This window comes from Paenibacillus sp. RC73 (genome assembly GCF_044908085.1).
Taxonomy (GTDB): Bacteria; Bacillota; Bacilli; order Paenibacillales; family Paenibacillaceae; genus Paenibacillus; species Paenibacillus terrae_A.
The window spans coordinates 60,816-79,471 of sequence record NZ_JBIYCV010000005.1; the positions used below are offsets into that span (position 1 = coordinate 60,816).

Here is an 18,656-nt window from a genome sequence, read left to right on the forward strand (position 1 = left end):
ATGAATTCCAAAGGAGGAAAAACGATGACCCACACGAACACGGTCAACCGTGAACGGGCCCAGCAGATTATGAAGCGGGAAGGTTTACAAGCCCTCGTGGCTACCACCCCTGAAAATATCTCCTACGTAATCGGCTCCCAACTGCGAACCACCAATTGGACTATGCAAATTTATGCTGTTTTACCACAACAGACGTCCGCCCGGGCACGTCTTATTTTGCCGACCAACCGACTGGGTGTGATCGCCCAAATGGGCTTGCCAGATGCGGATTTATACCTGTACAGTGATTTTTTTCTGGAAGGATCACCGGAAGGCAAAGCTTCGACCCCTGACATTGATCTATTTTACAATCTTCTCGGTCGTACACAGACTTATGCAGGACCTATTGAAGCGCTACAGGCAGCTTTGCATGATCTGGACATTTCCCAAGGCCCGTTGGGAGTGGATGAAATGCGTATTGCACCAGCGCTTTATGCACGTTTGAAGGAAGAACTGCCAAATGGGGTGATCAAGCCGGCCTATGCGCTGTTCAGAGAGGTTCGGCAAGTGAAAACAGCAGAAGAAATCAGACGGCTACGCCGGGTAGCTGAGCTGAACGAGCGTGTTGAGCTTGAAATGATCCGCAAAATCGCCGAAAATGTGCATGAAGAGGAACTGGCCGACTATTATCGTTTGGAGACGGTAAAAGCGGGTGCGATTCCGGCGATGGTTGCTGTGGGAGCTGGTCCACGCAGCGCGTTGCCATTAATAGAACGTTACTTTCACCGCGTACAGCCTGGAGAGCAGGTACGGTTTGATCTATGCTGTCACCTGGACGGCTATTGGGCGGATACCGGGCGCACAACTGTGCTGGGAGAACCGACAGACTGGCAGAAGCGTCATTTTTCAGCTATTCATAGCGGTTGGGAGCGAGCGTTGGAACGGGTACGTCCCGGAGCCAAAGCATCGGATATTTTCCAGGCTGCGGTTCAAGCCGTCCAACAAGAAGGTATTCCGCACTATCGTCGTCAGCATGTGGGACATGCCATCGGTTTGGAGCTGTATGATGATATTGTATTGGCTCCCGGAGATCACCGAACGATGGAGGAAGGCATGGTATTTTGTGTTGAGGTGCCTTATTATGAGCTAGGAGCAGGTGGTTTTCAAATCGAAGATACGGTAGTTGTAACCAAGGACGGGTATGAATTTTTAACTCATATGGAACGGAAACTATATCGGCAATAAAGAGGGATTCTTATGACATATATTCAAAAAGGGTCCCGTTCGTTTCACAAAACGAGCTTGGCTATGTTCGCGGGAGGATTCAGCACATTTGCCTTGTTATATTGCATGCAGCCGCTGATGCCCGAGTTTTCCAAAGATTTTGGTATTTCCCCCGCCACCGCCAGTTTGTCGCTGTCCATGTCAACTATCGCCATGGCGATAACGATGCTGTTCGTTGGTGTTTTATCGGATCAAAAAGGACGGAAAATCATCATGTGCTGCTCCTTAGTCGGAGCATCTGCTGTGGGGTTGCTGTTAGCGATTAGTCCGGGCTTTCTAACGCTGCTTATTCTGCGGATGATCCAAGGCATGATTCTCGCGGGTCTTCCCGCCATCGCCATGACCTACCTCAGTGAGGAAATAGATCCTGCCCATCTGGGCTATGCTATGGGATTGTACATCAGCGGGAATTCCATTGGCGGGATGGGCGGACGAATTCTGACCAGCACCTTAACGGATTTGGTGAACTGGAGAACTGCTTTGGGAATATTGGCCTTGCTTAGCATCGTATCCTCGGTACTGTTTTGGCAATGGCTTCCGGCTTCGCGTAACTTCAAGCGTCGAAAGGTCCGTTTTTCAGATACCATTCGTACACTTTTTGTTCCCTGTAAAGACCCGGCGCTACTGTGTCTGTATGGGCTGGGCTTTGTGTTTATGGGCAGCTTTGTTACGCTGTTTAACTACATTGGATATCGTCTTACTGCACCTCCTTATCTGCTTGGCTCCGGCCTGATTGGCTGGATTTTTGTTGTGTACATCATGGGAACGGTCAGCTCCACCTGGATGGGGAGACAGGCTGACAGATACGGCAGATATGCGGTTATGGGGGTTGCTATTGGAATTCTGCTGTTGGGTGCCTTGCTGACATTATCGGGCAGTCTGTGGGTGATGACTATCGGTATTGCGTTGTTTACGTTTGGTTTTTTCGGGGGACACTCGATTGCAAGCAGTTGGGTAGGCCTTCTGGCGGTTGAGCACAGGGCGCAGTCGTCTGCGCTCTATCTGTTTTTTTATTATGCCGGTTCCAGTATTAGCGGTACCTTGGGCGGTATATTTTATGCAAGTTTCGGATGGAACGGTGTTATTCTGATGATTACGGGATATATGACGGTTGGTTTGATACTGAATGTTGTTTTAAAACGCCGGGGAGCATCCAGAAATACAACAGGTAAACAGACCGATGCTAGGCATACAATATAAAAATGAACAAAGGCTGCCTGTCGAAGGTAGCTTTTGTTTTATATCATTTTATATATGAGAAGGGAAGACTCCTGACATCAAGGCCTGGGTTCAAAATGGATTTCAAGGGTCAGGCTGATCGGCAGCTTGACCCGCTAGATGGCATCAGGGATGTCCTCATGGGCAATACCATGTTTGTCCTACCCAGGGGAAACGTCGCGTAGGCTTTTTTTTCATGATGAGCTCACCTTTTCAATGAAAGTTTTTTGGTATTGCTGGACAGCATGCCCGATGGCATCAGCACGGATAATGGCAGCGGCGACTTGTTCAGCGGTAACTGCAAAAGACAAGTGATCCGCTGCGCCCTCACGTAAGGTCAGACCTTGAGCAATCCGAATGGCTGCCTTCTCTGGTTCACTTTGTCAAAGGTTCTATGCAACAATGCTCTATTTTGAGCGCGATTCTGCTGAGACAGGAATCATTGCTTCGTATAATATGGAAGTTTTTAATTTTAGTGTTGTAAGAAGTGGTGGTAAAAGATAGAATAACAAATGTATGATAATGAGAATCACTATCATTTTTAGATATATATACTTAAGGAGGACATCATCGTGCAACAAAGTAACAGGATAAAATGGGGCACCACACTGTGTCTCGTGGTTCTACTGACGGTTGTACTGGGGGCTTGTGGAAACGCAGATACTGGCAATCAGAACAATGGAAAGACCAGCATTAACAACTCTAACGGGCAATCCCAAACGGTTGCCATGCGTGAATATACAGATGCCACTGGCAACAAGATCAATATCCCTGTAAATCCGCATCGAGTTATTACGACGCAATATTTGGATGCCATACTGGCCTTGGGAGTTAAGCCGGTAGGTGCTGCTTCCCATTTGTTGGAGGGCGAATATTTAAAAGGTAAGATTGACGGAATTGCAGATATTGGGAACCCGACGAATGTAGAAAAGGTGCTGGAGCTACAGCCAGACCTGATCATAACAACAGAAGATACCACTCCCGAAGTGAAGGAGCAGCTGGAGAAAATTGCTCCAACCGTAGTCGTTTCTTTTGGAGCAGGGGATGTGTTCAAGCAATTTCGGGATGTTTCCGCTGTACTCGGTAAGGACAAGGAAGCTGAGCAGTGGATTGCTAACCTGGATAAAAAGGCTGCTGAAGGCCGGAAGAAGCTGGCTGGAAAATTTAAGAAAGGTGAAACGGTCACGATTTACATGACTTACGGTAAGGATGTGCTAAGAGTGTACGGGGCGCGGAATGTAGGACATGCCATTTACCGTTCACTGGAATTGAATCCTCCTGAGTACATACGCCAAAAGCTGGCGAAGGACCCGAACTTTAATTTCGTTTACGATAGCATTTCGATGGAAAAGCTGCCTGAACTGTCAGGGGACCGAATTATTATGCTGGTTTATGATGAAGAGACCAAGGATGGAATCCTCAAGGAAATCGAGCAAAGCGCACTGTGGAGAAATCTTCCTGCGGTTAAAAACCACAAAGTATATTTCATCAAAGCTGACCCATGGTTTACGTACTCACCGCTTGCGATTGACAAATCGCTGGATGAAGCGGTTAACATGCTTTCCTTCGATCCTAAATAATCACTTGAAATAAGAAAGGAGAAGTCATATACATGTTAAAACGTTTTTTTGAATATTACCGTCCTTACCGGACTTTGTTTATCATTGATTTCTCTTGCGCCTTGCTGGCTGCACTGCTGGAGCTGGCTTTCCCACTTGCCGTCAACCGGGTGGTCGATGATTTGCTGCCTAGCGGGAACTGGAAGTGGATTTTATATGCTTGTCTAGGACTGCTTGGTATTTATGTAGTCAGTGCCGGATTAAATTACGTGGTTACCTATTGGGGCCATAAGCTGGGGATTAACATTGAATCGGATATGCGTAAAAAGCTGTTTGATCGAATTCAAAAGCAATCCTTCCGTTTTTTTGATAATAACAAAACAGGGCATCTCGTCTCCCGTATGACCAACGATCTGATGGATATCGGGGAAATCGCCCACCACGGACCTGAAGATTTGTTTATCGCGTTGATGACACTGGGAGGGGCCTTCGGCATCATGCTCGGCATTAACTGGAAGCTGGCAGTGCTGACGTTCATTATTGTGCCGCTTATGATTTACTTGTCTTTGTATTTTAGCCGTAAAATGAATGCTGCTTTCCATCGCATGTTTTCGGATATCGCAGATTACAACGCACGCATCGAAAATAACGTCAGTGGTATCCGCGTCGTACAAGCATTTTCGAACGAAGAGCATGAAATGGAACGTTTTGCTGAAAACAACGGACGATTCCGTAAAACCAAGCTAATTGCTTACCGTATTATGGCTTGGAATTCTTCGATTAGTTTTGTTCTGATGAAACTGGTTTCGCTGTTTGTACTCGTGTGCGGTACATGGTTTGTGATTGAAGGGCAAATGACGTACGGGGAATTTATCGCGTTTGTGATGCTGTCCAACGTATTTCTCGCACCAATCAAGCAGATTAACTCCGTTATTGAAACGTATCCCAAAGGCATTGCCGGCTTCCGCCGATACCTAGATTTGTTGGAAAGTGAATCGGATGTAGAAGATCTGCCAGGGGCCAAGACCGTTACCCATCTCAATGGAGAGATCCAATTTGCAGGTGTAACATTTGGCTATGAAAACAAAGACAAGGTATTGCGTAAAGTGGACCTTTCCATTCATGCTGGAGAAACTGTAGCACTGGTCGGCCCTTCAGGAGCAGGTAAAACGACGCTTTGCAGTTTATTGCCACGCTTCTATGATGTGGAGGAAGGCAGCATTACCATTGATGGTATGGATATCCGTGAAATGAAGCTGGAATCGTTGCGCTCCATGATTGGGATCGTACAGCAGGATGTGTTCCTGTTCGATGGAACGGTTCGTGAAAATATTGCATATGGCAAGCTCGATGCTTCAGAAGAAGAAATTTGGGATGCCGCCCGACGGGCTCAGATTGAAGACCTTGTTCGTTCCTATCCGGAAGGTTTGGATACGATGATTGGTGAACGGGGCGTGAAGCTGTCCGGGGGCCAAAAGCAACGTTTGTCTATTGCTCGGATGTTCCTCAAAAATCCGCCTATTCTCATCTTGGATGAAGCGACATCCGCACTGGATACGGAGACGGAAGCCGCGATTCAGCAGGCGTTGACGGAGTTGTCGCAAGGACGCACAACGCTCGTTATTGCGCATCGTCTGGCAACGATCAAAAACGCCGACCGCATTATCGTAGTTGCCGATCAGGGCATCGCCGAGCAAGGTAGACATGAAGAATTGCTGGCGGTAAAAGGTCCATATAGCCGTCTGCATCAAGCCCAGTACGGTACCTAAATAGAATAGTATGAAAGGTAAGTAGAGAGAGGAATGAATGTTTTGAAAAAGAAAATGTGGATTGCAATGATGCTCCTGTCACTCATCCTGGTTCTGAACGCTTGTGGGGGAAAGACGGAGCAGGCTGACGGAAAGCAGAATCAAACTTCTACCGAGCAGAAGCCGGCGGCAACGAAAACAGTCAAAACGATTCACGGTGATATTACGATCCCAACTCATCCTCAACGGATCGTCGTAGATATGTATCAGAATAATTTATTAGCTCTTGGTATTAAACCTGTGGGGAGTGTGAAGTATTATTTGGACAATCCGTTTTCCAGGGATCTTGTACAAGGCATTACAAGCATTGGAGATCGCGATAGCGTGTCCTTTGAAAAGGTACTTACTCTGGAGCCGGATTTGATTCTGATTGGTTCCAAAGATGCTTCTCAATATGAGAATTACAGTAAGATTGCCCCGACCGTCGCTATTCCTTATGGCACGTATAAGGATGTGCATGAGGAATTAACTGCTTTTGGAGAGCTTCTTGGTAAAGAGCAGGAGGCTAAAGCGTGGCTAGCCCAATACGATCAGCGGATGCAGGCAGCACGCGACAAGTTAAAGGGAATCATTCAACCTGAGGATACCTTCACTGTCATGGAGGCTTCAACGAAGGAATATTATGTATATGGCGATAACTTTGGCAGAGGAGGACAGGCGGTATACAGAGGACTGGGTTTGACGCCCCCACCTTTTGTCCAAAAAGAACTATTAGGTGATACTCAATGGAAATCGGTATCGAAAGAAGTTATTAATCAGTATGCTGGCTCTTATATTTTTCTGACGGTTAACAAGGAAACCGCCGGTTATACAGGGGACAGTATATGGAAGTCACTGGATGCCGTTCGAAATGACAGGGTCTTTGAGTTACAGGAGGATCGCTATTGGTACTTTGACCCGATTGCCATTGTAGGACAAGCAGAAGAAATCGCAGACATGCTCGTCGAGCGGAATAAAGAGAAGGCTTCACAGAAGTAGTTACTCAGGTGTTGCTGGCAGCCCTTTGGTATTTATTTATGCCAAAGGGCTTTATTTTTTCACAAAATTGCAGGGCTTCACGGGTTCGTCGAAATTTACTATTGAAGCCATTGTCGCATTAATTTACAATAGTAAAGATTGCATGATAATAATTCTCATTATCAAATGCCTTCATGAGCACAGGTTTGTGTGATAGCCTACATACTATTCAACAAGTAAGGGTGAAAAATAGTCATGAAATTATCAGAATCATCGGAGAGTCCCGCCCAGAGTAACCATAGCCAGCCGCCGATTTCATTCCACTCACGGCCATGGGCGGCTTCACTCATCTTAACAGCCGGACTAGCCCTTTTGGCGTTCGGTATCGCTTTATCCCTATCTTTTGGTGCAGCTCCTATTAGGCTGTTTGAGGTATGGAATGCAGTCTTTCATTTTAATCCTGAAATACAAAATCATCAAATTATTTGGGAAATCAGACTACCACGGATTTTGGGTGGTGTGTTGATCGGAGTCTGCTTCGCTGTGGCGGGGGCGATTATGCAGGGGATGACCCGCAATCCGCTTGCTGACTCGGGTTTGCTTGGATTGAATTCGGGAGCCAGTTTGGCGATGGCGATTTGTTTTGCTCTTTTTCCCGGGTCATCCTTTTTACAACTGATGCTGTACTCCTTTGTTGGCGCGGCCTTAGCTGTTGTGATGGTATATGGTACAAGCTCCATATCCAAGGGTGGACTTACGCCAGTACGCCTTGTATTGGCGGGTGCAGCTGTAACGGCATTGCTGTCTGCCTTGGGTGACGCGATCAGCTTGTATTTTAATGTCGGACAGGATCTGGCCTTCTGGTATGCAGGGGGACTTAGCGGAACCAAGTGGGTGCAACTGGGGATTGTCTTGCCTTGGGTTGTGGCAGCCTTTATCGGCGCGCTTATGCTATCACGGTCTATTACGTTGCTCAGCCTCGGGGATGAAATTGCGCTCAGTCTCGGTCAGCGCACTGGCATTGTAAAGGTGCTTGGGATGATCCTGGTACTTATTCTGGCGGGGGCGGCAGTGTCGCTGGTAGGATCTATCGGCTTTGTAGGGCTGATTATTCCTCATATGACCCGCAAGCTGGTAGGTGTCGATTATCGCTGGATCATTCCTTGCTCGGCCATTATGGGGGCTTTACTCATCGTGTTTGCCGATCTGGCGGCTCGCATGATTAATGCACCGGAGGAAACACCAGTAGGCGTGCTTATTGCCCTGATTGGGGTGCCATTCTTCCTTTATCTGGCTCGTAAAGAAAGGAGAGCACTGTAAGATGAATAACATCACGACTGGAGCTATTGCCAAAGCAGGTCACCGTAAAAAAATCCATGATTGGATCGTTGTTATCGTTCTGCTCATTCTGCTCATTGTTGCATTCACCATTAGTGCGAATACAGGAACCATTCGACTTTCGCCAATGGAGCTTTTTAGAACCTTATTTGGGCAAGGGACTCCACAGCAGGAATTAATCTTGTTTGAATTCCGATTGCCACGAATGGTTATTTCCATTTTGATTGGTGCAGGTCTGGCGGTTTCTGGCTGTATCATGCAGGGAGTTTCACGTAATGGTTTGGCGGACCCTGGTATTTTGGGGATTAATGCCGGAGCCGGGCTGATGGTTATGCTGTTTGTATTGCTTTTCCCAACGATGCAAACAACGAATTCATTGTTTTTACTACCTGGCCTTGCACTGATTGGATCAGGAGCGGCTGCTATTCTGATCTACGCGCTTTCTTACAAAAAGGGTGAAGGGATTTCTCCGACAAGGTTACTGCTAAGCGGGATTGGTGTAGCGGCGGGGGTCAGTGCTGCGATGATCATCTTGACTCTCAAGCTTACGCCTGAAAGTTATACGTTTGTTGCCAGTTGGTTGGCAGGAAGTATATGGGGGTCCAACTGGAAATTTGTAATGGCACTGTTACCTTGGCTTGTGGTGTTGCTGCCTTTCGCATACTACAAGGCCAATGTGATGAATGTGCTTAATTTGGGAGATCAGACGGCATCCGGGTTAGGTACATCTATTGAAAAGGAACGCATCCTTCTGCTCGCTGCTGCGGTTGGATTGGCCAGTTCCAGCGTATCGGTTAGCGGTGGAATCGGCTTCGTCGGTTTAGTTGCTCCGCATTTGGCAAGAAAACTGGTGGGGCCAAAGCATAAGATGCTGTTAGTGGCCTGTGCATTGGTTGGGGCACTGTTAGTGCTTGTGGCGGATACAATTACACGATCCTTACCTTTACAGAAAGAAATCCCGACAGGTTTGATCGTGGCGATCATTGGTGCTCCATACTTCCTGTATCTGCTGAGTCGCTCCAAGGGATAACATCGCAAAGAAAACATAACTTATTCATTAAAAGCTATACACGACAAAATAACCTTCAACACCACTAAGGAAGTGGGGCTGAAGGTTATTTTGCATTTAAAAATTTAAGCATTCGTATTTTTTCATATCAACGGGAAGTATTCAAGGCGTGAGAAGTTTGATGAAGCTCTCTGATCATTTTGTGCAAAGTGTAATTTTCTTGACGCGTCACGCCGTGTTGATTTTCCTGAACCAGCAACTGATGGATGTTCCGTTTTAGAATTTCACTTCGACGTTCCAGCATTTCGGTACTCATAAATAAATGAACACTCCCTTTGTCATGAATAACTTACATTTTTGAAATGAACATAAGCTGAAAATAAGTTTGCCTTTCGACTTCTTTAAGTATAGCGTGCTGAAAGATGAAGGGAAAATGGAGCGAGACAGCAAAATTCTTTTTCACATCACCCATGTCCCGCCGACGGCTACTCACCCCATGGGTTCTTAGATATGCTTCCTAATGCTGGTGATAACAGGTGCTTAGGCGTAATTAGCTAAACGAATAGAATTTGACTGCCTATTATTTTTTTGATATGAACGGATTAAATACGTTAATCCATTTAAAATATTGATCCGTAAGGAGCGTCTATACATGAGTCCCTTATTGTCCCGGGAGAATTATTTCTTAAGTGTTATCAATCAATTGTATCAACATCAAGTTAAAATAGGAAGTCTGGAGCAGCAACTGCAAGAACTTATATTGGATACCGCTCAGGCTGTTCAGAACAAGCTAGTTCTTAACACCAAGTTAATACAAAGAATCAATCGTGTATTCAAAGAATATCAATCCATGCGGTTAAAAGTTGGTTTTGTTTCAGAAGACCAGCACATTTTGTTACATACAGAGTTTATAGATGAACCACACCAGTTAAGGCGAATGTAAATGGAATCACTCATAAGTTTGCTTGAAGCTATGGAGAGAGGCCCACTGGATTTGCAAAGGTGTATTCAATGCAATAATTGGTTTATTCCATATCAGCGTACTCAGGTTACCAAATTTTGCAGTTCTACATGTGGCGTCCTTCCTGTTGCTGGCGGACAGGATATGTCGCAAAAAAGAACCGCAAAAATGCGGTTCTTTTATTTGAAGATATAGAATTTTGAATTGCGCGCTAGACAAGGCTAAGGGCTTTATTTATACTTGAAAAGTGCCTAAAATAACTGCGTATAATATAAATTATACGCAGTTTAGGTTTAAATCGACTTTCATTAGCCCTCACGCACAAGATGTCGATCGAATTGTCGATAAAAAGTAGGCGAAAATGGACGTTTTACAGTATATTGGGAAGATGAATCGGAGCGGAGGTAAGCGGGATGAAAAAAGGGGTACGGCAAATGGAGCCGGATATGATAGATGATATTGATGAAGTGTATGCTGAGGAGCTGGAAGCTTTTTTGATCTGGATGAAAGATGCAGGTTATACGATACATACGCAAAAAAACTATACAGGGGATGTGAAGCAGTTCTTACGTACGCTGCGTGAAAAGCCACTTGATCAGGTGAAGAAAATTCATGTGATGTCGTATCTGTCTAAAGCGCGGGAAAGTGGGGCCGGAGATAGTACGCGGAACCGGAAGCATGCGGCGGTAAGTAGCTTTTACAAAGCGTTGCAGGAATTTGAATTGTGCAGCACAAATCCGGCATCTGGAATTAAAAAAGCAAAGACCGAGAAGAATCGTATGCCCGTCTATTTGGATGAAAAGGAAATTCAGCCGTTTTTGCTCGCAATAGAGGGGAAATATGCCAATCGCAACATGACTATTTTTCTGCTCATGGTATATATGGGATTGCGGGTGGGAGAGGTTCATTCTTTGAATGTCTCGGATTACAGCCGGGAGCGACGCACCTTAGATGTGTTCGGTAAAGGACGCAAGTGGCGTACGCTTCCGGTGCCGGAGGGTGTGTGTGATATTGTGGAACGTGCGTTGGAGGAAAGATTAACCCCGTGGAGGGGGAAGGAGGACGCGATGTTCGTGTCGCAAAAAGGCCGCCGTTTGGCGGTGCGCTCTATTCAGCAGATTGCTACGGAAACATTCGAGCGATTCCAGCAGGATAAGAATGCGGAACGTCGGGTATCTTACTCCAGCCATAAGCTGCGGCATACGTTTGCAACGATGCTTTTACGTAAGGGGGCTGATCTGCGTACTGTGCAGGAACTGCTAGGACACTCATCCATCCAGACGACCACTGTATATACGCATGTCACCGATCGAGAAAAAGAAAAAGCGATGGATAAGCTGGATATTCAGATACCAATAACGGGATTGTAAGTATATATCACGGGTTCATTTTGAAAATAAATACGTTTAGTTTACATAATAATTATTATGTAAACTAAAAAAGGAATTGCACCCTGACTTGGAAATCGCATCAACGACTTTGTATCATCAATATTGTGAACATTGTATCCTTTATCATAGTGCTTAGTCTTGTTTTTGATTGATTTGCTCCAAATGATGTTGCAAATGCTGAGTATAATCGTCAACTAGCCACTATAATGTTTCGGTAGACTGGTCATCTTTTTGAAATTTTTTTCTCAAAATCGAGTGATGTACATGAGTTTAACACATTTATGATTTGCTTATTTAATAGTTTCCATAGATGAATGACATCCACTTGGGAGAACGCTTCCTGATACTGATTAGCTGCAACCCAATCATTTTGCGCATATGCTTCAATTTTAACTGGGGATCTTGAATGCTTAATCATTATAAATCTTCGATGATTATTAGAAGCAGAGTCGCACAGATGCCCTAGTATTTCTTTTTTAGACCATTTTTCTGGAAAAGGTTTGGCATTAAATTCATGTTCTGAGATCGAAAAGAATTCTTTTTCATGATCCTCGATGAGCCTGGCGAGTTCTTCAACAGCATTCTTAATAGTTGAGCCTCCTTATTTTAGCGATTGTCATATGATAAACCTTAGAATAATTCAGAATAAGTTGGAAAGCAATGGTGAATTAAAAGCCAGTAAGGTATTGCCTTGACAAAGGTAATATTTTGCTGCAAAATTAGTGAAACCACTTTATAAATATGGTTTATGAAGTGGTTTCATGATTTTATAAAAGGAAGGTGCTATGTATGGAAAAAGCTAATACAAATTTAATTAAAGAAATAAATCTGAACCTGGTTCGCAAAGTATTGAAGCAGATCGGCAAGGCAACAAAACCCCAACTAGCCGCATTGACTGATTTAAGTGTGGTAACTATCAATACTCTTATGCAGGAATTGCTTAATAATGGAGAGATTTTTGAAGATGAAATCGTCCCTTCAAACGGAGGCAGACATGCGTTAACCTATCGTTTTAATTATGAGTTTAGTCTGGCACTGGTTATACATATTAATGAAAAACAAGGGATGGATGTAGTGTGTACCACGGTAGTTAATTTAAATGAGGACGTTCTGATGAAAGAAGAGCATCCCTTTCAAATTTTTAATGCTACACAATTTTATTCCACGATTCAAGACATCATTTCTCTCTATCCTTCCATTAAAGTTATTGGTATTGGAATCCCGGGACAATCTGTAGATGGAGAAATTACAGTTAGCAGCTATGAAAGGTTAAATGGAATTCGATTGGCAGAGGATGTGCAAAGCAAATTTGGTTTGCCGGTTATTCTGGAGAATGACGTAAATGCCGCAGTATGTGGATACGTCTATAGAGAACAGATAGATGAAGATCAATGTGTGCTGGCTATTTATTTTCCTGAGAATTCCCCCCCAGGGATGGGGATTTATTTACGGGATGGGGTTTTAAAGGGCAAACATGGATTGGCTGGTGAAATCAAATTCCTTCCGTCTATAGTTTGGGATGAAAGCAAAGGAACAGAAGTTTTTTTCAATAGTATATGTGAAATTATTCAAATATTACAATCCGTATTTGATCCTGATCAGATTGTAGTCTATAGAGAGAACATAGAAGAAGAGTCTTTCTTTCATTTTTTAGAATCCTACAAATCTAAGCATACGATGCCTTTGTATCCTGAAATTATTCTCTCGGATTTATTTTATGAAGATTTTAAAACAGGGTTGAGAGGGTTAACACTAAAAGAATTAGAACGCCCGATTATTGTCTTTAAATAATGTATATAGGTGTAACCTGCTTTTCTATAAATTATAACTTGACCTGAAACGCGTTTCATCAGCTAAAGTACATGTATAACCTAAAAGAGAAAGCGAGGGCACTCTATGATCTCACTGATTATACTTTGCTCAGTTATATGGGGTGGTACTTATTCGTGCTTAGTATTATCCGGGCAGCCTATGGAAGTAAAACCTTACCGCTCCTTTGATGATTTTTTTGAATGACTTTGTATATCCACTTAATAAAGGAACTTTTTTTACTCGCTTTATTAATATGTTTAATTAAATGATTTAATAGAAGATTTTAATAGAGACTTTGATGTTGATCCATGGAAAGAAAATAAAAAGACATAAATTAAACTTGACAGCTAAAGATTTTTATATATAAAGGGAGGATTTATTTATGTTTAAACTGGTGGTAAGTGATCTAGATGGTACTTTTCTGAATAATAGTAGCACTTTCGATGTCGAATTATTTAATCAGGTTTATGGAGAAATGCAAAAAAATAATATTTCCTTTGTTGCTTGTACAGGTAAACAGTGTGAAAGAGTAGAAGAATTATTTGGTGAGCATGGAAAAGGGATCTGGATCTTAGGGGACAGTGCTACTCGTATTAAAAAGGATGGAGTCGTCGTCAAAGAGTTTACGTTTGAACACAATTTAGCATTACAAGCGATAAGAGAAATTGAAGGTTTTTCCAATGATTTCATTATCATAGCATGTACAACGGAAGCAGCATTTGTCCATTCTCATATTCAAGAGGAATATTATAAAATTGTAAAAGGATCCTATAAGGAAGTTATTAAAATTGACTCATTTGATCAAATAAACAGCAGCTTTCTTAAAATAACCGTTTATGATCCATCTGGAAGAAGTTCCTTATTAAGAAAGCATGTTGAAAAGACTCTGCTGGATCAAATTTATATTGTTGATTCTGAAGCGAATTGGCTGGATATTACAGCACTTCATACCCATAAAGGGGAGACGGTAAGAAAACTCCAGGAGATATTGGGTGTTACTGAGGATGAAACCATGTCTTTTGGAGATGGAGAAAATGACGTGGAACTTATGAGTATAGCAAAATACAGTTTTGCTGTAAAAAATGCTTGTGAGAACACTAAAAATGCAGCTAGCTTTATCACCAAATCCAACGAAGAGAACGGTGTCTTACTAACGATAAAGAAAATGATGGATTTACAAAACCAATAAAATTAATTATCGTTATTGAGAGAACTACTCAAAACTGCTCAATGAAAGGACTATAGTAGTATGAAAAAGAAAATACTGGTTTTTGATATTGGCGGCTCTTTTATAAAATTCAGTTTGTATTTTCAAGGTGAATTTATCAGCAAGGGGAAAGTTAAAACTCCATTGGACTCACTTGAGAATCTGCTTGTAGCTTTAAAGCAAATTCATAATCAGTTTATAGATGATTGTGAAGGTATAGCCGTCAGCATGCCAGGCATTGTGAATTCAGCAAGCGGCCATATGGTGCATGGTGGTTCATTAAGATATATAAATGATATAAATATGATAGAAGTTTTTAAAAAATCGTTTCACAAACCCGTAGCGATTGAAAATGATGGAAAGTGTGCTGCTCTTGGAGAAGCATGGCGTGGTTCATTACAAGGAATTACCGATGGTGTTGTTCTGGTAGTTGGAACAGGGATGGGTGGTGGAATCATCTCTCAAGGGAAATTGCTGAAAGGCCACCATTTATCGGCTGGAGAATTCTCCTTCATCAGAACTAACAACGAGTATGCAGACAATAATGATTATCTGCTTGGTATGCAAGGGAGCAGTTTTGTTTTAACTAAAACCGTTGCGAAAGCTAAAGGACTTCCTGCAGATTCTATAACAGGTGAAAAAGTATTCAAGTTTATTGAAGAAGGTGATCGCACGGTCCAAACGATTTTTCAAGAATACTGTAGGAACATCGCAACACAAATCATTAATTTGCAATCAATTCTTGACCCTGAAAAGTTTGTTATTGGGGGAGGCATATCTGAAAATCCTTTACTGGTAATTACGATTAGGGAAGAGTTAGAGAAGCTTTATATGGATTCTATCTATAATTTTGTGCGTGCAGATATTGAACAAAGTAAATTAGGCAATGAAGCGAATTTGCTAGGTGCTATATATAACTACAAACAATCGTATCATCTTGAATGATGACACAAGTTATATTTCGACGAGTGCGGGATTGAGTAATACAAACCAATAAAATACCAACAAAAGAGCGTGCCTTTAACTTTGGACACGCCTTTTTTTGCATTACAGACGTTTGATATAGGAGGTTTATATGAAAAACATGGTTTTGGAATATATAGGAAATTTGGAGTGGAGAAATCAACAGGATTACATAATATATATTACGTTAATAAACTAGATTTATGAGTCCTATTAATGCATTCAAATGACAACAAGTAGAATCTGCAAGTGGATCACTCTTATCAAAGTGTCCGCTTGCAGATTAAAGTTTCACTGACATTCAAAAAAATCTTATTTTTCGATTGAGATAATGCATGTGCGTCTACATTTCTTTTTCTGGAGGAGATTCAATGATCAGACCTTGGATATGCTTGCGTCCCATAAGCTTCCGTTTTTTGCGGTTTTCCTTGGTTTCTAAAACAATATCCAGATCATAGTCGTCAGGATACAATTCAGTAGCAGCTATGTGAAGGACGAGCCTCTTTTTGTTCATGGTCAGCCTTTGGCCTTGGATCAAAATCCCCACATCCCCGCGTTCATCCTCGGTTTTATATATAATTCCAGTCCGATTCAGGTAGCCTACATAAACACTATCGCCAAGGGCAAACGGCGTCACTGAAGGGTCTAAAACTGCTCTTTTGGGGGAAGTTTTACTTGCAGCAACAGGCTTTTCATCATAAAGAGCAGGGGGGATAACAAATGAATCCTGTGTATTCCGAGATGCTCTACTTGCAGAAATGGCCTGAGAACGCTCGATAATACGATTCCACATCCCCAGCTTCAAGGCGATGGCGTATGCATAGCTTTCTCCTGCCTCACCAATTCGGAGACGGTATAATGGTTGCAGTGTTTCAGTATCAAATTCCATTCGAGCATTCTGGAATCCTGGCGTATTTTCGGCAAAATGCTTAATCTCACTAAAGTGTGTGGTAGCTACAACGGTTGTCTGGCGGCGGTGGAATTCTTCCAGCAGAGCGATAGAGAGGCCCACGCCTTCGCCCGGATCGGTTCCAGATGCCATTTCATCAATCAGGATCAGAGTGGAGTTTCCTGCTGTTTCCAAAATGCCGATCATGTTGCGGATATGTGCAGAAAAGGTGCTCAAGGCATGCTCAATGCTTTGTCCGTCCCCGATGTCCACCTCAATTCCCTCAAATACAGCCATTCGGCTGCCTTTCAAAACGGGTACCAGTAGTCCGGATTGCATCATCAGGGTTAACAGGCCGACACTTTTGAGGGCCATCGTTTTTCCACCTGTATTGGGTCCAGTAATGATGAGCGAGGAGTAGACTTCACCGATTGAGAAATCAAGTGGAACCATGGAATTTGCCATCAACGGGTGACGTGCACCTCGGATGTCTATAATCCCGTTAAGGTTAAGCTCCACAGGGACAGCATCTATAGTCATGGCATATTTGGCTTTTGCTAATAAAAAGTCGAGTATACCTACCGTCTCTGTGTTGATGCTCAGCTCCCGGTTGTATGACTCAGTGAGTGCCGTCAGGTCTCCCAGCACTTTCATTTCTTCTTTGGATTCTTCCGCCATGTTCGCACTCTGATCGAATTGCAGACTTACGATCTCGGCAGGCTCGATGTAAACCGTTTGACCGCTGCCCGATTCATCCAGCACATTGCCTTTCACCTGTTTTCGGAACTCTTTTTTGATTGGAAGCACATAACGTCCACCACGCTGACTAATCATATTTTCCTGCATGATGGATCGGTGACGGCTGGTGAGAGAATCAAGTTTCCTTTTGATCCGCTCTTCCGTGACCGCTATTTTTTTGCGGATTTTAGCCAGTTCTTTACTGGCGGTGTCCGTAACTTTTCCTGAATAAATACATCTTTCAATTTCAGACAGAAGGGGTTCCATACCATACATGGAAGAAGCATAGGCACTGACGCTTGAAGCGGCATTCGACTTGGAACCCATATATTTTATCAGTTGACCGCAACTTCTGATAAATTGGGCAATGTGAGAAAAATCGCGCTCGCTGAACAAATATCCGGTTCCCAGCAAGTGAAGAATGTGTTCCATCCCTTCCAGCGAGGGGATAGGAACACTTGCACCGTGGCGAATGAGCTGCAAGGCTTCGGTCGCTTCGTCAAGGCGGATCCTGATCGTACGGATATCTGTAATTGGTTGCATGGAAGCGGCATGGCGCTTACCAAGGTAAGAAAAAGCACATTCGGAAACTCTTGTTTTGATCCGGTCATATTCCAAACGCTGCATTGTGGTTTCATTCATGAATAAATCTCTCCTTTATTTGTATAGTGCCAGGATTTTTTGAACCTTTTCTGTAAAACAAAAAAAGAGCGGAGAATGAACAAATCGTTCATTCTCCGCCCTGAAGGAAAGAGGGAATTTATCGTCAAATAAGCCTATAATCCAGCTTTTGCAGCTCCAATTTATGCGTCCCCAAATCATCCATGAGTAAACCAATTTGTAAGCTAATTAGCCCATGAATAGGAGGTGTATAAAGGAAGTTCACAAAATCTGAAAACAAAAAAACCGCGCTGAACACAGCACGGAATAAGGCCTAGAAGAAAATAATCCCTGAGGCGATTTATGATATCCGCATGTTCTTAACTAATGTCAGGGTAAAAACATAGTAGCAAACAAACCTGTCCCCGGAGGGCGCAAGCGCCTGAATGGTCTTCCCTGAATATGAAGTTGCTTAGTTAAGAACGTTCACCGACATCAAAATCTCTCCCTTGATTACAGATATATCCACACTATACGATCAGTCAGCACCGAAGTCAAGCCAAGATCACTCGAAATCTTCAAAGCGGACAAAAGATAAACGGACATCATGGGGCTTCTTAATTCTGGTACAGCAGTGATAATAAGAAAATGTGGAATGTGAGCCACTTGGAAGAAATAAATCGTGTTACTTAAAAAGAGGATATATAGATTACGTAATATATATTATGTTAACCATAACATCTCCTAGTGAGTGAATGTAATCATATGGAATTTTAACTGGATTGGAGCCATCTATATAATCGAAGTATGGAAAGGAATCAAAAAGGTGGTCCGAAGTTGGCTACGCAAGACCACTTTGAAATAGAGGGCATTTTTTTGTCTTTCAAATGAGAATGATAATCATTATACTTGTGATTAAGAATAAAACACGCATGCACTGCGA

The 18,656-nt window shown here is 43.1% G+C and carries 14 protein-coding genes; 12 read left to right on the plus strand and 2 right to left on the minus strand.

The annotated features are described in order from the left end of the window. Window positions 1-24 precede the first annotated feature (24 nt). From ABH897_RS13490 to ABH897_RS13520, 7 genes are all read left to right on the plus strand, one after another. Entirely contained in the window at window positions 25-1,224 is a 1,200-nt protein-coding gene (locus tag ABH897_RS13490) for a M24 family metallopeptidase (protein ID WP_283656132.1), read from the plus strand. Between the two features lie 12 nt (window positions 1,225-1,236). After that, complete coding sequence (locus tag ABH897_RS13495) at window positions 1,237-2,463, plus strand: MFS transporter (RefSeq protein WP_283656131.1); 1,227 nt, start codon at window positions 1,237-1,239, stop codon at window positions 2,461-2,463. A gap of 590 nt (window positions 2,464-3,053) precedes the next feature. Then, on the plus strand, window positions 3,054-4,061 hold the full coding sequence (locus ABH897_RS13500) for an ABC transporter substrate-binding protein (RefSeq protein WP_404592191.1): 1,008 nt from the start codon (window positions 3,054-3,056) through the stop codon (window positions 4,059-4,061). A 32-nt stretch (window positions 4,062-4,093) separates the two neighbouring features. Then, window positions 4,094-5,809 carry an ABC transporter ATP-binding protein gene (locus tag ABH897_RS13505; RefSeq protein ID WP_404592193.1) on the plus strand — a complete coding sequence of 572 codons (1,716 nt, stop codon included), beginning with the start codon at window positions 4,094-4,096 and terminating at the stop codon, window positions 5,807-5,809. A gap of 33 nt (window positions 5,810-5,842) precedes the next feature. Next, window positions 5,843-6,826, plus strand: coding sequence for an ABC transporter substrate-binding protein (locus tag ABH897_RS13510; RefSeq protein WP_404592195.1), 984 nt, complete (start codon window positions 5,843-5,845; stop codon window positions 6,824-6,826). A 234-nt stretch (window positions 6,827-7,060) separates the two neighbouring features. Continuing rightward, the gene (locus ABH897_RS13515; RefSeq protein ID WP_283656127.1) at window positions 7,061-8,125 is read left to right on the plus strand and encodes a FecCD family ABC transporter permease; all 1,065 of its coding nucleotides are present in this window, start codon (window positions 7,061-7,063) and stop codon (window positions 8,123-8,125) included. A 1-nt stretch (window position 8,126) separates the two neighbouring features. Further along, a complete protein-coding gene (locus ABH897_RS13520; RefSeq protein WP_283656126.1) occupies window positions 8,127-9,173 on the plus strand; it encodes a FecCD family ABC transporter permease in 1,047 nt (348 codons plus the stop codon). A 127-nt stretch (window positions 9,174-9,300) separates the two neighbouring features. Here ABH897_RS13520 and ABH897_RS13525 read toward each other — a convergent pair whose 3' ends face one another. Next, entirely contained in the window at window positions 9,301-9,468 is a 168-nt protein-coding gene (locus ABH897_RS13525; RefSeq protein WP_007432475.1) for a hypothetical protein, read from the minus strand. A 336-nt stretch (window positions 9,469-9,804) separates the two neighbouring features. On the opposite strand from ABH897_RS13525, the gene ABH897_RS13530 reads away from it, so the two are divergent. The 5 genes from ABH897_RS13530 (at window position 9,805) to ABH897_RS13550 (ending at window position 15,468) form a co-directional block, all read left to right on the plus strand. Further along, window positions 9,805-10,095 (plus strand): hypothetical protein, encoded by a 291-nt coding sequence (locus ABH897_RS13530; protein WP_404592197.1) that lies wholly within the window; start codon window positions 9,805-9,807, stop codon window positions 10,093-10,095. 431 nt (window positions 10,096-10,526) lie between these two features. Next, entirely contained in the window at window positions 10,527-11,483 is a 957-nt protein-coding gene (locus ABH897_RS13535; RefSeq protein WP_283656124.1) for a tyrosine-type recombinase/integrase, read from the plus strand. Window positions 11,484-12,293: 810 nt separating this feature from the next. Then, window positions 12,294-13,295, plus strand: a complete 1,002-nt coding sequence (locus ABH897_RS13540) for an ROK family protein (RefSeq protein WP_283656123.1) — start codon at window positions 12,294-12,296, stop codon at window positions 13,293-13,295. Window positions 13,296-13,698: 403 nt separating this feature from the next. After that, window positions 13,699-14,505, plus strand: a complete 807-nt coding sequence (locus tag ABH897_RS13545) for an HAD-IIB family hydrolase (RefSeq protein ID WP_283656122.1) — start codon at window positions 13,699-13,701, stop codon at window positions 14,503-14,505. Window positions 14,506-14,565: 60 nt separating this feature from the next. Then, window positions 14,566-15,468, plus strand: coding sequence for an ROK family protein (locus tag ABH897_RS13550; RefSeq protein WP_283656121.1), 903 nt, complete (start codon window positions 14,566-14,568; stop codon window positions 15,466-15,468). Window positions 15,469-15,829: 361 nt separating this feature from the next. Here the strand turns inward: ABH897_RS13550 and ABH897_RS13555 are convergent, their stop codons facing one another. After that, window positions 15,830-17,755 (minus strand): endonuclease MutS2, encoded by a 1,926-nt coding sequence (locus tag ABH897_RS13555; RefSeq protein ID WP_283656120.1) that lies wholly within the window; start codon window positions 17,753-17,755, stop codon window positions 15,830-15,832. Between the last annotated feature and the right edge of the window lie 901 nt (window positions 17,756-18,656).